Source organism: Pseudoxanthomonas sp. P4_B2 (genome assembly GCF_056402315.1).
Map to the genome: position 1 here is coordinate 625245 of NZ_JBFUHQ010000002.1, position 13801 is coordinate 639045.

Sequence of the window (13801 nt, forward strand, 5' to 3'; positions counted from 1 at the left end):
TCGTCCACGCCATCCGCATTTCACTAGCACCGATTTTCTGAGGTAACACCCCATGGCCTATTCCGAAGTCGCCCACCATGACGATCACGGCCACAAGCAAGGCTTCGTCGAGCGTTGGTTCTTCTCGACCAATCACAAAGACATCGGCACGCTGTATCTGATCTTCAGCTTCGTCATGTTCCTGATCGGCGCGGCCATGTCGGTGATGATCCGTCTGGAGCTGATGACCCCGGGCCTGCAGTACGTGAAGCCCGAGTTCTTCAATCAAATGACCTCGATGCATGCGCTGGTGATGATCTTCGGCGGGGTGATGCCGGCGTTCGTCGGCCTGGCCAACTGGATGGTGCCGCTGCAGATCGGCGCGCCGGACATGGCCCTGCCGCGCATGAACAACTGGTCGTTCTGGATCCTGCCGTTCGCCTTCACCATGCTGCTGCTGACCCTGGTGCTGCCAGGCGGCGGACCGGCCGGCGGCTGGACGCTATACCCGCCGTTGTCGCTGCAGGGCGGCTACAACGTGGCCTTCACCGTGTTCGCCATCCACATGATGGGTGTCAGCTCGATCATGGGCGCGATCAACATCATCGCCACCATCCTCAACATGCGTGCGCCGGGTATCGACCTGCTGAAGATGCCGATCTTCTGCTGGACCTGGCTGATCACCGCGTTCCTGCTGATCGCGGTGATGCCGGTGCTGGCCGGCGCGGTGACCATGCTGCTGACCGATAAATTCTTCGGCACCTCGTTCTTCAATGCGGCCGGCGGCGGCGACCCGGTGATGTTCCAGCACATCTTCTGGTTCTTCGGACATCCGGAGGTCTACATCATGATCCTGCCGGCGTTCGGTATCGCCAGCGAGATCCTGCCGACCTTCAGTCGCAAGCCGCTGTTCGGCTACCAGGCCATGGTCTACGCCACCGCGTCGATCGCTTTCCTGTCGTTCATCGTGTGGGCGCACCACATGTTCACGGTGGGCATGCCGCTGGGCGGCGAAATCTACTTCATGTTCGCGACCATGTTGATCGCTATCCCCACCGGGGTGAAGGTGTTCAACTGGGTCAGCACCATGTGGCGCGGTTCGCTTTCGTTCGAAGTGCCGATGTTGTGGGCGATCTCGTTCGTGATCCTGTTCACCATCGGTGGCTTCTCCGGGCTGATGCTGGCCATCGTGCCGGCGGACTTCCAATATCACGACACCTATTTCGTGGTCGCGCACTTCCATTACGTGCTGGTCACTGGAGCGCTGTTCGGCATCATCGCCGCGGTCTACTACTGGTGGCCGAAATGGTCGGGCCGCATGTACAGCCAGTTCTGGGGCAAGGTGCATTTCTGGTGGACGATGGTGTTCGTCAACCTACTGTTCTTCCCGCAGCACTTTCTGGGCCTGGCCGGCATGCCGCGCCGCATCCCGGACTACAACCCGGTGTTTGCGGACTGGAACCTGATCAGCTCGATCGGCGCGTTCGGCATGTTTGTCACTCCGTTCCTGATGGCGGCGATCCTGTTGAGCTCGCTGCGTAGCGGCGCCAAGGCCGAAGCGCGCGCCTGGGAGCACGCGCGCGGACTGGAATGGACGGTGCCTTCGCCGGCGCCGCACCACACCTTCACCACGCCGCCGGTGATCCGCCCGGGCGACCTGGCCCACGACGACGTGACCCACTGATCCGCCATGACCACGCCGCTTCGCCCTACTGACGACTTCACCGCGCGCCGCAAGCGCGCGGTGCGCACGGCGTTGGTGATAGGCGCGATAGCGGTGGCGATCTATATCGCCTTCATCCTGTCCGGCGTGGCCGCGGCATGAGCGCCAACAAATCCAACGCGGCCGGACTGTTCAAGCTGGTGGGCGTGTCGCTGGCCGCCTTCGCCTTCACTTTCTCGCTGGTGCCGCTGTATCGCATCGCCTGCGAGAAGGTTTTCGGCATCCGTCTGGAACAGGGCCCGGGCGAAGCCCAGGCCGCAGCGCTGGCACCGAAGGCACGCACGGTGACCGTGCAGTTCGATGGCGGCGTGAACTCGAAACTGCCGTGGGCGTTCCATCCGGAACAGCTGACCATGCAGGTGGTGCCGGGCGAATTGAACGAAGCGCTGTACTTCGCGCGCAACGACAGCAAGAACACCATTGTCGGCAGCGCCGTGCCCTCGGTCGCGCCGTCGCGCGCCTCGGGCTACTTCACCAAGACCGAGTGCTTCTGCTTCACCGCCCAGACCCTGCAGGCAGGCGAAACCCGCGACATGCCGGTGCGTTTTATCGTCGACCCCAACCTGCCGGCTGACGTGAAAACCATCACCCTGTCGTATACCTTCTTCCGAAACGATGCCTTGACCGCGCGACTCGGCGCGGCCAAGACAGCGCATACGCCGCTCGCGGCGCCGTAAGCAACCCAATAATCCGCAATCGATCGCACCACATCACAGCATCAGGATCAGGAAAGACCCCGCCATGGCCCAAACGCATTCGCCGGACGCCAACGTCTACTACGTACCGCATCACAGCAAGTGGCCGTTCGTGGGCTCCATCGCCATGTTCACCACCATGCTGGGCGTGGCCAGCTGGCTCAATGAGACGGTGTGGGGAAAGTGGGCGTTCTTCGCCGGCATCTTCATGCTCTGCGCCACGCTGTTCATGTGGTTCGGCGACGTGATCCGCGAATCGATCACCGGCAGCTACAACAAGCAGGTGGACGTGTCGTTCCGCATGGGCATGGTGTGGTTCATCTTCTCCGAGGTGATGTTCTTCGGCGCGTTCTTCGGCGCACTGTTCTATGCGCGCAACCTGGCGTTGCCGTGGTTGGGCGGCGAAGGCGATGGCGTGATGACCAATGCGCTGCTGTGGGATGGGTTCAGCGCGGCTTGGCCGACCTCGGGTCCGGCGCAAGTGGGCGGTGCGTTCCAGACCATCCCGGCCTGGGGCCTGCCGTTGGTCAACACCCTGATCCTGTTGAGCTCGGGCGTAACCCTGACCATCGCCCACCACGCGCTGAAAGCGGCCAACCGCACGCAGGTGCTGATCTGGCTGGGCCTGACCGTGGTGCTGGGCGGTCTGTTCTTGACCTTCCAGGCGGAGGAGTACATCCACGCCTATAAGGAATTGAACCTGACTTTAGGTTCGGGCATCTACGGCTCCACCTTCTTCATGCTGACCGGCTTCCACGGCGCGCACGTGTTCCTGGGCACGCTGATGCTGCTGATCATGTGGCTGCGCGTGCTCAAGGGCCATTTCACCAAGGACAACCATTTCGCCTTCGAAGCGGCCGCGTGGTACTGGCATTTCGTCGACGTGGTGTGGCTGGGCCTGTTCCTGTTCGTCTACGTGCTCTGATGCATTTCCTTCTCCTTCGGGAGAAGGTGGCGCGCAGCGCCGGATGAGGGAGTGGACTCTCAGCTTGTAGTGGACGTCCAGCACGTCGGTTCCGAATCTGACGACTGCGCCCCCCGTCTGGAATCCTTCCAGACTTCTAACTTGCACTAACGCGGATAGGCCATTCCCTCATCCGCCCTGCGGGCACCTTCTCAGCTCTGCACACCCTTCGGGCGCCGGTGGGAGAAGGGGAAAACATCAGCCGCCAATCCCATGCGGCTTGATCACTCCGGTATAGATGCCCAGCGCCACCAGCAGGATCAGCGCCACCGAGAACGCGATGCGCCGGGTCAGGGCATTGACGGTACGCTTGCTCTGGCCCTTGTCGACCAGCAGGTAATACAGGCCGGCACCCAGGTTCCACAGGATCACTATCAGGAACGCGATGATCAGCAGGGTTTTCAGCGAGTCGTTCATGGTGCTTTCGTCCGGCGGTGAGCGCGCAGTATTAAGGCCCGCATTATCGCAGGCGCGAGATAAGCGCGCGTGAGTCGGCCCAGAGGACGTCTGTTCGGCTGGAGCCTCGCCTTGCTGGCGATGGCGCTGTTCTGCAGCCTCGGCGTCTGGCAGTTGGATCGCGCCCAGAAGAAAAAGGCGATGCTGGCCGAATCGCGAAGCGTTCTGGCCGTACGCAAGCCGCTGCCGTTGCGCTCTGCTGCGGATCCGTTGCGCAGGGCCGCCTACGACTGGGCGCAAGGCGAGGGCCGTTTCACCGAGGCACCTGCCGTGCTGCTCGACAACCAGACCCGCGAAGGCCGTTCCGGAGTGCGCATCTATCGCGTGTTCCAACCGGCTGCCGCGGCCGCACCGCCTTTGCTGGTGGAGCTGGGGTGGCTGCCGCTTGCGGGCGATCGCAAGCTTCCCCGGATCGAATCCTTTTCCGGCACCTTGCAGGTGACTGGCCTGCTGGCGCCGCCGCCGTCCGCGGGTCTCGCCAGTGCGATCGCTTCGCCGCAGGCCGATGGCAATCTGTTGGCGACCAGCCTCGACCATGCGGTGCTGTCGAGCGCGCTCAAACTGCCGACGCTCGCTCCGCGCGTGCTGCGCCTGGATCCCGCGCTCAAGGTCGGCTACCTCCGCGACCTGGATATCCTTCCCAACACCCTGCCGCCCGAACGCCACCTCGGCTACGCGGTGCAATGGTTCGGGCTGGCGTTGACCGTGCTCATCACCGCTTTGGTGCTGACCTTGCGCAAGCGCGAGAGGCGTTCGAAGGCGGCGTAGAGCCGCTGCGCATGAGAAAATGCCGCCTATGAATTCGAATCCCCCTCTTCCGAGCTCCTCCGAGGCGGCACGGATCCGCCGCGGACGCTGGATCCTGGTGCTGATCTTCCTGCTGTTCTTCGGCACCATCTTCGGTGCGGGCGTGCTGCGGTTCAGCGGCTGGCAGCCGCAGGGCACCAAGGCCCATGGCGAGATGCTGCGTCCGGCGGTGGATGCGCGCGCGGTGGTGCCCAAGCTCGCGGATGGCAGCGACTACGCGTGGCAACCGGCCGAACGCATGTGGCGGATCGTGGTCGCGCCGCCGGCCCATTGCGCCAGCGAGTGCCTGAAGCTGGCCAAAGACCTGGACGTGGTGTGGCAGCTGTTCGGCAACAACGCCGACCATGTGGAAATCCTGTGGGTCGGCCCGCGTCCCGCTGGCTCGCCCAATACCGCGTCGTTGCGCCAGTTACAGTCGACGCCCGAGCTGCTGGCCGCGTTGCCGCGCGTGAACGATCCTGCGGGCGTGCCGGTCTACGTGATCGATCCCAACGGCTTCGTGATCCTGCGTTACGCGCCGGGGACCGATCCGGGTTTCATCCGTACCGACGTTTCCAAATTGCTGAAATTGATCTGATGAACCTGTTAGCGCGACCCGCCGTATACAAGCCTGCTCTATACAGGCACTTTCACCGCTTCGCCTGGCTCGCCGTCGCGCTGACGCTGTGCGTGGTCGTATTCGGCGCTTTCGTGCGCCTGTCCGATGCAGGATTGAGTTGTCCGGACTGGCCGACCTGCTACGGCCGCGCCGCGTGGCCGCAGGCCGCCAGCGAAGTGAACGATCATGCCGCCAGCGCCATCCGTCCCTTCGAAACGCATAAAGCCTGGCGCGAGCAAGTGCATAGGATGCTGGCCGGTTCGCTGGGCGTGCTGGTGCTGCTGCTGGCGGTGCTGGCCGCGCGCAAGCGCCGCTACGGCATCGCCCAGATCGCCGTCGCCTCGCTGCTGGTGGTCGCCGCGATTCCGCTGTACATGCGCGGCGAACATGGCGCGGCTTCCGCGCTGGCGATCCTCGGCGAAACCTTCCTGCTGTTCGCCGCGCTGCGCTGGTCCAATACGGATCTCGCCCGCACGGGTGCATTGACTCTGGCGGTGATCATCTTCCAGGCCCTGCTGGGCATGTGGACGGTGACCTGGCTGCTCAAGCCCATCGTGGTCATGGGTCATCTGTTGGGCGGACTGACCACCTTCGCCTTGCTGACGTGGATGGCGTGGCGCGCGATCGGCCGCCCGATCATCGTCGTCGAAGCCGGCATCCTGAAGCGCTGGGTCATCGCGGGCCTGCTGTTGCTGGGGCTACAGATCGCGCTCGGCGGCTGGGTCAGCGCCAACTATGCGGCCCTGTCGTGCGGCGCGGGCAGCTGGTCGGCCGACAACTTCCCCAAGTGCGTGGGCCAGTGGTGGCCGCCGCACGACTTCCGCGAAGGCTTCGTGCTCTGGCGCGGCGTCGGAGTGGACTACGAAGGCGGCGTGCTGGATGGCGCCTCGCGCATCGCCATCCAGATGGCGCACCGCATCGTCGCAGTCGTCCTCGCCTTGTACCTGCTGACGTTCGCCGTGCGGCTGTTGTACACGCCGGGCATGCGCAGTTGGTCCACTGCATTGATCGTGCTGGTCGTCGCCCAAGTCTCGCTGGGTATCCTCAACGTCAAGCTGGCCTTGCCGCTGCACGTGGCGGTGGCGCACAACGCCGGCGCCGCGCTGCTGTTGTTCGTGCTGGTCTCTTTGCTGGCGCGTTTGCGCAAGCCGGAATAGCGATGTCGGTCATCCGCCAGTACTGGAGCCTCACCAAGCCGCGTGTAGTCGCGCTGATCGTGTTCACCGCGCTGGTGGGCATGTTGCTGGCCATCGACGGCATGCCGGACGCGCAACAGCTGAAGCACGGCGCGCTCGGTTTCCTCGGTATCTGGCTGGCGGCTTCCAGCGCGGCCGCGATCAACCAGATCCTCGATGCGCGCATCGACGCGAAGATGGCGCGTACCTCGTGGCGTCCCCTGGTCGTCGGCCAGCTGAAGCCGTGGCAAGCATTGGTGTTCGCGCTGGCGTTGGCCGCCGTCTCGATGACGGTGCTGGTGGTGTGGGTCAACACGATCACTGCCGTGCTGACCTTCGCCTCGCTGATCGGTTATGCGGTCGTCTATACCGTGTTTCTCAAGCGTGCCACGCCGCAGAACATCGTCATCGGCGGCGTCGCCGGCGCCGCACCGCCGTTGCTGGGCTGGGCCTCGGTCACCGGTATGACCGGCGAATGGGACTGGCCGTATGCGCTACTGCTGGTGCTGATCATCTTCGTATGGACGCCGCCGCATTTCTGGGCACTGGCCATCTTCCGTCGCGACGACTACGCGCGCGCGTTGGTGCCGATGCTGCCGGTGACCCACGGCGTGACCTATACGCGCTGGCAAATCCTGTTCTACACGGTGCTGCTGGTCGAGGTCACTGTGTTGCCCTGCATCTTCGGCATGAGCGGGTTCTTCTATCTGGGCGGGGCGCTGGTGCTGGGTGCGGTATTCCTCTGGTACGCGTGGCGATTGCTGGACCCGCCGGACGAATTCTTTCCGATGCGCGTGTTCAACTATTCCATCGTCTACCTGATGGCGCTGTTCGCGTTCCTGCTGGCCGACCACTGGCTGATGCCGTTGCTGCAGCCGGCGGCCCTGATCGAGTTCGCGCCGGGCTGAAACGGCCACCCGGCTATGCCGGGAACGACCTCATTTCCGGTCGCCCAGCAGATACTCCTGCCAGAACCGTATCGCCGCCGCGCCGTAGTAGTCGTTGTTGGTCTTCTTCTTGAAACCGTGTCCCTCGTCGGCGAACATCAGGAACCACACCGGCTGCCCGTTGCCGCGCACCGCCTTCACGATCTGCTCGGCTTCGGTGTACGGCACGCGCGGATCGTTCCTGCCTTGCGCGACGAACAGCGGCGAGGTGATTTTCCCGGCGTTGTTCAACGGCGAGATACGGTCGAATACGGCCTTCATTTCCGGCAGGCGCTCGTCGCCGTATTCGGCGCGTCGCAAGTCGCGCCGATAGCTTTCGGTGTTGTTGAGGAAGGTACCGAAATGCGAGATGCCGACCGTCTCCACACCGGCGCGGATGCGGTCGCTGTAATGAGTCAGCGAAGCCAGCACCATGTAGCCGCCGTAGCTGCCGCCGGTAACTCCTATGCGGTTCGCGTCGAGTTCGGGTTGAGTCGCTATCCAATCCAGCAGCGCGCCGATGTCTTTGACCGAATCCTCGCGCTTTTCCGCGTTGTCCAGGCGCAGATAGGTCTTGCCGTAGCCCGACGAGCCGCGCACGTTGGGCACCAGCACGGCAACGCCCAGTTCGTTGGCCAGAAACTGATAGTTGGGATTGAATGTTGGCAGCGACTGGCCTTCCGGCCCGCCGTGAATGCTGATGATGACCGGGAGTTTTCCGCCCGCCGCTGCGCTGGCGGGCTTGTAGTAGAACGCCGGAATGGTGCGCCTGCTTCCCTTCGAAGTGTCGCCGTCCACCTGGTCGAAGGTGGGAAAACGCACCAGCGTCGGTGCGATGAACTTCGACGCATCCAGTCCGCCGATCTCGCTGCGCGTCCAGCGCGCGAGCTTAACGCCGTGCAGGTCGACCACATAGATATCGCTGGGCGAAGTCGCGGTGTTCATCTCCAGAGCCAGATGTTTGCCGTCCGGCGAGAAAGAGATGCCGCCAACCGCGCCCACCGGCAACTCCGGAAGCTTCACCGGTCGGTGATCGGGCAGCGAAAGCACGTGCAGCTTGTCGATCCCATCCTCATTGGTGACGAAGGCCAGATGCTTGCCGTCTTCGGCGATTTCCAGTCCGTCTACGTCCCAGGGAATACCGCCGCTCAGCCGCTCGAACTTGCCGGCTTCCGGATCGTGGAAGCGCAAGGTCTGGAATTCGCTGGGCTTGCCGTCAAAGGGTTCATCGGAGACGAAGTACACGGACTTGCCGTCCGACGCGAACTTGAAACCGGCGAACGCCGCCTTGTCGCCATCGACGGGAAACAGGTCCAGCTTGCCCGTAGTCAGATCCACCACGCCGGGGTAGGACTCGTTCGCCGACACGTATTTCATCACCAGCAGGCGCTTGCCATCCGGCGAGAAATCCATCGCGCTCCAGCTGCCGCCCGCCGTCACCAGCGGATGCGAGGTGCTGGCGCGGGTGTCGCGCACCCACACGTCGCGGTCCGTGCCATTGCGTGCGTTGCTGGTGTAAGCCAGCAAGCCGCCGTCGCGGCTCATCGTCGCGCTGTCGTTTTGGGTGCGTTTGCCATCGGTTAGCAGCGTGATGGAGCGAGTCGACTCGTCGAACCAATACAGCTGCGAGAATTCGTCGCCGCCTTTGTCCTTGGCGAAGACGAAGCCTTCGCGCCACGCTTCGGCCGGCGACGGCGTCAGTCCCGAAACGGGCTCCGGGTAGAACGTCAGCTGTTCGCGCATCCCCATCGGTTGGCATACGCGATGCGCCTGCGTGGTCTCGGCGAAGCGAGTGCTGATCAGCAGGCAGCCTTCCTTGGTCCAGCCGGCCAGGCTGGCGCCGCGGGTGTTCTGGTAGCGGTTGAGTCGCTCGATCAGATCGGCCGGTATTTCGGGAATATTTTCGCTGATGCGGTTGCCCACTTCCTGGCGTTTCACCTCGGGCGCGCCTTGTGCCGAAGCGGGCAGTGTGGAAAACAACAGCAGGCCGGCGCAAAAAGCGCAGGAAATAGGGCGCATCGTGGCTCTCCGGGAATCGAGGCCTGACTGTAACCCGCCCAACGCGCCCAAGCTCGTGACTAATGTCATGTCTTGTAAAGCCGAGCTCGCTCGGCTGCTCTAGGCACTGAATCAAAAAGCAGCCGAGCAAGCTCGGCTCTACAAAATCGCCCCGCTCAACCGCGTCCTATCCGTGCCTGCAGCAGGGCGCGTAATTCGTATTTGTCGGCTTCGTCCAGTCCGCCATCGCGGTTCTTGGCCTGCAACTCCTCGATGCGCTGCTCTACCGTCTGTCGTTCCAGCTGCACCACCGCGTCCAGCAACTCCATGCGCCAGATCGTTTCATTGCCGGGCAATGCATGCGACGCCAGCTTCTGTAGTGGAATCAGCTCATCGCGTTCGGCGAAATGCTGGAGCAATGCGCCGGTGGTGATCTCTGGGCGCGAATGCACTAGCGAAAGCAATTCCACCAATAACTCCACCCCGGGTTGCTTCAGGTCCTTGAAGCCATAAGGCGGCTCCAGCGACAAACCAAGCGACGGTTGCTGCAACAGCACCGAGATCGCGCCGCGCACCAGGCTGCGTCTTTGCGTGGCCGCCGGAGCGCGCGACACGGGTTTGGGTTTTTCAGGTAACGCAGCCTGTTGTTGCACGCCCACGCCGGTAATCTCGCCCAGGCGCTGCCGCATCAGGTCGCCGAAGGCGCCGTCGGGAATCTGCGCCAGCAGCGGTTTGGCGCGCTCGGCCAATCTTGCCTTGCCGTCCAGCGTCGAAAGCTTCACGTCCTTGCCCAGTTCGTCGTAGAAGAACTGCGACAGCGGCGTGGCTTGCTGCAGGCGCGTATCGAAACCCGCCGCGCCTTCGCTGCGCACGATGCTGTCCGGATCTTCGCCATCGGGCAGGAACAGGAAGAACGCCTGGCGTCCGTCCTTCATGCGCGGCAACACCGACTCCAGCGCCTTCCAGGCGGCGCGCTGGCCGGCGGCGTCGCCATCGAAGCAGAAATACACGTCCGGCGAATTGCGGAACAACAACTCGGCATGATCGGGCGTGGTCGCCGTGCCCAGCGTCGCGACGGCTTGCGTCACTCCGTACTGGAACAGCGACACCACGTCCATGTAACCCTCCACCACCACCAGTCGCTCGATCTTCTGGTTGGCTTGCCGAACCTGCCACAGACCGTAGAGTTCGCGCCCTTTGTGGAACAGCGGCGTTTCCGGCGAATTGAGGTATTTCGGACCGTCGTCCTTAGCCAGCACGCGACCGCCGAAGGCGATCACCCGGCCGCGACGGTCGTGGATGGGGAACATCACGCGGTCGCGAAATTTGTCGTAGACGCGGCCATTGTCGCTCCTGGACAGCATGCCGGTCTTGTCCAGCAGTTTGATCCGGCGTTCGTCGGTACCCAGCGCATCTTTGAGCGCGGAAAACCCATCCGGCGCATAACCGATGGAGAACTGCGCGCGGATGCTGTCGTCTACGCCACGCTGGTCGAGGTAAGCCTTTGCTTTCTCGTTGCCCTCCAACTGCCGTTGGAAGAACTTCGCCGCCGCGTCCAGCGCCGCGTACATGTCGCGACCGTCGTCGGTCTCGTTCCGTTTTTGGGTTTCCTTGGGCACTTCCATGCCCACGCGCTTGGCCAGTTCGTCGACCGCATCGAGGAATTCCAAACGGTCGTAGTTCATCAAGAACGAGATGGCGGTACCGTGCGCCCCGCAACCGAAGCAGTGGTAGAACTGCTTGGTCTGCGACACCGTGAACGACGGCGAACGCTCGTCGTGGAACGGGCAGCGCGCCGAATACTCCTTTCCCTGCCGTTTCAACGGCACGCGCGTGCCAATCACCTCGACGATGTCGGTGCGCGCCAGGAGGTCGTCGATGAAAGCGTCGGGGATGCGGGCCATGGAACGACTAGGATGCCATGCAAGGGCAGGCGAAGGACTATTCAGCCAGGGGAGGCTCGGATGGCCTGGCTTTTCCGGCGCGCGGCAGCGGCAGTTCGGCTGCTTCCAGCGTCGTCCGGGCCCGGGCGCGTTCGTCGATCACGGCCGTGAGCAGCGCGCCGACGAAGAACACCACCGTCGCGTAATAGATCCACACCAGCAGGATTACCAGCGCACCGGTCGACCCGTACGCGCTGCCCGGGTCGGCCTGCGCGATGTACAGGCCGATCAAGTAGCGGCCGCCCGTGAACAGCAGTGCGGTGATCGCCCCGCCCATAAAGGCCTGGCGCCAGCGCACATGACGGTCGGGCAGGTAGTGATACAGGAAGGCGAAGGCGACCACGTAGACCGCCAGGCTCGCGGTGGTGCCGATGGCCGGCAAGAGGGAAGGGACATTGGCGAACATGACCTGCAGCACCGTGCTCAAAGTCATCGATACCAGCAGCAGGAAGCCCAGGGCGAAGATCACGCCGAAGGAAAAGATGCGCTTGCGCAGCCAGGCCATCAGCGTTTCCAGGCGCTGCGCGTCGGTGCGAAAGATGAGATTCAAGGCGGCCTGCAGCCGTGCGAACACCGCCGTTGCGCCGACGAAGAGCAGCAACGTGCTCCACAGGCCCGCCAGCGAACCGACGCTGGGCCGTGCCCGCGCGTTGTCGATGATGGTATCGGCGATGGTTTCGGCCTCAGCCCCCGCCAGTTGCCCGACCTGGCGAATCAGTTCGTCCTGGGCGGTCGGATACAGCGACGCCGTCAGCCATAGCAACAGCACTAGCAGCGGCGCCAACGACAACACGGCATAGAAGGCGAGCGATGCGGCCTGCGTCATCAGGTCGATCTCGATGAAACGGGTCACCAGCGCGACCGGCAAACTCTGCTGCAAGCGTTGCAGATGGCGTTTGATCTTGTCGGGGGAAGGCTTATGCATGCGGTTAGGATGCGTTACGACGCGTCGAGCATGCCAACGGGAAAGTTCGAGGCTTGTGAGCGAGAAGTGAAGCCTCAGTCTTCGTGGTGGCCACGCGCGGCCAGTGCCTTGAGCGCATCGCCGGTGACGCGCTGCACGGTCCACTCATCCAGCGGCGACGCGCCGAGTTCGCGATAGAAATCGATGGCGGGCGTGTTCCAATCCAGCACCGACCACTCGAAGCGGCCGCAGTCCCGTTCCACCGCCAGTTTGGCCAGGTGGATCATCAAACGTCGGCCCAGGCCCAGGCCGCGGTACTCGGGCCTGACGAAGAGGTCTTCCAGGTAGAGACCACGCTTGCCGACGAAGGTGGAGAAGTTGTGGAAGAACAAGGCGAAGCCGGCCGGCTGGCTGTCGACTTCGGCGATCACTACTTCCGCGGCGGGATGATCGCCGAACAATTGCGTCGCCAGCGTAGTTTCGTCTGCCACGGCTTCGTGGGCGAGCTTTTCGTATTCGGCTAACTCGCGGATGAAAGCAAGGATTTGAGAGATGTCGGCGACTTGCGCTTGGCGCAAATGGATTTCCGGTGTGGAGCTGTGAGTGGGAGTCATCAAACTACCTGGCATACACTGGTTTTCCTTCTCCCATCGGGAGAAGGTGCCCGTAGGGCGGATGAGGGAATGGCATGTCCGCTTGTAATGGAGTTGGATAGGAAGTCACTGACATTCCCTCATCCGGCGCTTCGCGCCACCTTCTCCCGAGAGGAGAAGGAAAGCAATCAGCCCGCGAACTTCTTCTTCACCAGCGCCGAGACCAAGCCCATGTCGGCCTGACCCGCGAGCTTCGGCTTCAGCACGCCCATCAGCTTGCCCATGTCGGCTGGACCGGTAGCTCCGGTTTCAGCGACAGCGGCGTCGATAGCGGCCAGGATTTCGGCTTCGCCCAGCTTGGCCGGCAGATACTTTTCGATCACCACGATCTCGGCGCGTTCGATGGCGGACAAGTCTTCGCGGCCAGCGGCGTCGAATTGGCTGACCGAATCCTTGCGCTGCTTGACCATCTTTTCCATCGCTGCGATCACGGCGGCATCGTCCAGTTCGATGCGCTCGTCCACTTCGCGCTGCTTGATGGCCGCATTGATCAGGCGCACCACGCCCAGCGTTTGCTTGTCGCCGCTCTTCATCGCGGCCTTCATGTCTTCGACCAACTGCTGTTTCAGTGACATGTGGAATCTCCTAGAGCTAAAAACACAAAAAGCCGGCTACGCTCGCGCGTGCCGGCTTCTGGCGAAGCGACGCGGCTCAGTAAAGGCGCTGGCGCTTGGTGACGTCGCGCGAGCTGCGACGCAGCTGACGCTTCACCGCGGCAGCGGCCTTGCGCTTGCGTTCCTGGGTCGGCTTCTCGTAGAACTCGCGCTTGCGGGTTTCGGCCAGAACACCGGCTTTTTCGCAGGTACGCTTGAAGCGACGCAGAGCAAACTCAAAAGGCTCGTTTTCGCGGACTTTGACGCTGGGCATGGAATCTCCGGGACACAAACAACCGGGTCAGTCCCGGCGAGCCGCGTATGATAACGGCAGCCCGGGTCCGCCTGCAACCCGCCTGGGCGCTGGATTACCGCTTCCGAGCCCCC

The 13801-nt window shown here is 63.2% G+C and carries 15 protein-coding genes; 8 read left to right on the forward strand and 7 right to left on the reverse strand.

The annotated features are described in order from the left end of the window. The first annotated feature begins 52 nt into the window (after positions 1-52). The 4 genes from ctaD (at position 53) to AC1DTQ_RS07325 (ending at position 3322) form a co-directional block, all read left to right on the forward strand. The gene (gene ctaD / locus AC1DTQ_RS07310; RefSeq protein ID WP_477848851.1) at positions 53-1663 is read left to right on the forward strand and encodes a cytochrome c oxidase subunit I; all 1611 of its coding nucleotides are present in this window, start codon (positions 53-55) and stop codon (positions 1661-1663) included. Between the two features lie 6 nt (positions 1664-1669). After that, entirely contained in the window at positions 1670-1804 is a 135-nt protein-coding gene (locus tag AC1DTQ_RS07315; RefSeq protein ID WP_477848852.1) for a hypothetical protein, read from the forward strand. Beyond that, complete coding sequence (locus tag AC1DTQ_RS07320) at positions 1801-2379, forward strand: cytochrome c oxidase assembly protein (RefSeq protein WP_310092589.1); 579 nt, start codon at positions 1801-1803, stop codon at positions 2377-2379. The genes AC1DTQ_RS07315 and AC1DTQ_RS07320 overlap by 4 nt, the downstream gene beginning before the upstream one ends. A gap of 64 nt (positions 2380-2443) precedes the next feature. After that, the gene (locus AC1DTQ_RS07325; protein ID WP_477848853.1) at positions 2444-3322 is read left to right on the forward strand and encodes a cytochrome c oxidase subunit 3; all 879 of its coding nucleotides are present in this window, start codon (positions 2444-2446) and stop codon (positions 3320-3322) included. Between the two features lie 237 nt (positions 3323-3559). On the opposite strand, the gene AC1DTQ_RS07330 is transcribed toward AC1DTQ_RS07325, so the two are convergent. Beyond that, positions 3560-3778, reverse strand: coding sequence for a twin transmembrane helix small protein (locus AC1DTQ_RS07330; protein WP_093289811.1), 219 nt, complete (start codon positions 3776-3778; stop codon positions 3560-3562). Between the two features lie 69 nt (positions 3779-3847). Between AC1DTQ_RS07330 and AC1DTQ_RS07335 the strand changes: the two genes are divergently transcribed. From AC1DTQ_RS07335 to AC1DTQ_RS07350, 4 genes are read left to right on the forward strand one after another with little or no spacing between them, the layout of a single operon-like run. After that, a complete protein-coding gene (locus AC1DTQ_RS07335) occupies positions 3848-4585 on the forward strand; it encodes an SURF1 family protein (RefSeq protein ID WP_477848854.1) in 738 nt (245 codons plus the stop codon). 28 nt (positions 4586-4613) lie between these two features. Next, positions 4614-5201, forward strand: a complete 588-nt coding sequence (locus tag AC1DTQ_RS07340) for a hypothetical protein (protein ID WP_477848855.1) — start codon at positions 4614-4616, stop codon at positions 5199-5201. Next, on the forward strand, positions 5201-6379 hold the full coding sequence (locus AC1DTQ_RS07345) for a COX15/CtaA family protein (protein ID WP_477848856.1): 1179 nt from the start codon (positions 5201-5203) through the stop codon (positions 6377-6379). The genes AC1DTQ_RS07340 and AC1DTQ_RS07345 overlap by 1 nt, the downstream gene beginning before the upstream one ends. 2 nt (positions 6380-6381) lie before the next feature. Further along, on the forward strand, positions 6382-7305 hold the full coding sequence (locus tag AC1DTQ_RS07350; RefSeq protein WP_477848857.1) for a heme o synthase: 924 nt from the start codon (positions 6382-6384) through the stop codon (positions 7303-7305). A gap of 30 nt (positions 7306-7335) precedes the next feature. Here AC1DTQ_RS07350 and AC1DTQ_RS07355 read toward each other — a convergent pair whose 3' ends face one another. The 6 genes from AC1DTQ_RS07355 to rpsU form a co-directional block, all read right to left on the reverse strand. Next, positions 7336-9342, reverse strand: coding sequence for a S9 family peptidase (locus AC1DTQ_RS07355; protein WP_477848858.1), 2007 nt, complete (start codon positions 9340-9342; stop codon positions 7336-7338). Between the two features lie 155 nt (positions 9343-9497). Beyond that, positions 9498-11225, reverse strand: coding sequence for a DNA primase (gene dnaG / locus AC1DTQ_RS07360; RefSeq protein ID WP_477848859.1), 1728 nt, complete (start codon positions 11223-11225; stop codon positions 9498-9500). Positions 11226-11262: 37 nt separating this feature from the next. Then, positions 11263-12189: a YihY/virulence factor BrkB family protein gene (locus AC1DTQ_RS07365; protein ID WP_477848860.1), complete on the reverse strand. Its 927-nt coding sequence runs from the start codon at positions 12187-12189 to the stop codon at positions 11263-11265. A gap of 74 nt (positions 12190-12263) precedes the next feature. After that, positions 12264-12782 carry an N-acetyltransferase family protein gene (locus AC1DTQ_RS07370; protein WP_477848861.1) on the reverse strand — a complete coding sequence of 173 codons (519 nt, stop codon included), beginning with the start codon at positions 12780-12782 and terminating at the stop codon, positions 12264-12266. Between the two features lie 167 nt (positions 12783-12949). Next, positions 12950-13396 carry a GatB/YqeY domain-containing protein gene (locus AC1DTQ_RS07375; RefSeq protein ID WP_477848862.1) on the reverse strand — a complete coding sequence of 149 codons (447 nt, stop codon included), beginning with the start codon at positions 13394-13396 and terminating at the stop codon, positions 12950-12952. Between the two features lie 76 nt (positions 13397-13472). Next, the gene (gene rpsU, locus AC1DTQ_RS07380; protein WP_002808376.1) at positions 13473-13688 is read right to left on the reverse strand and encodes a 30S ribosomal protein S21; all 216 of its coding nucleotides are present in this window, start codon (positions 13686-13688) and stop codon (positions 13473-13475) included. Between the last annotated feature and the right edge of the window lie 113 nt (positions 13689-13801).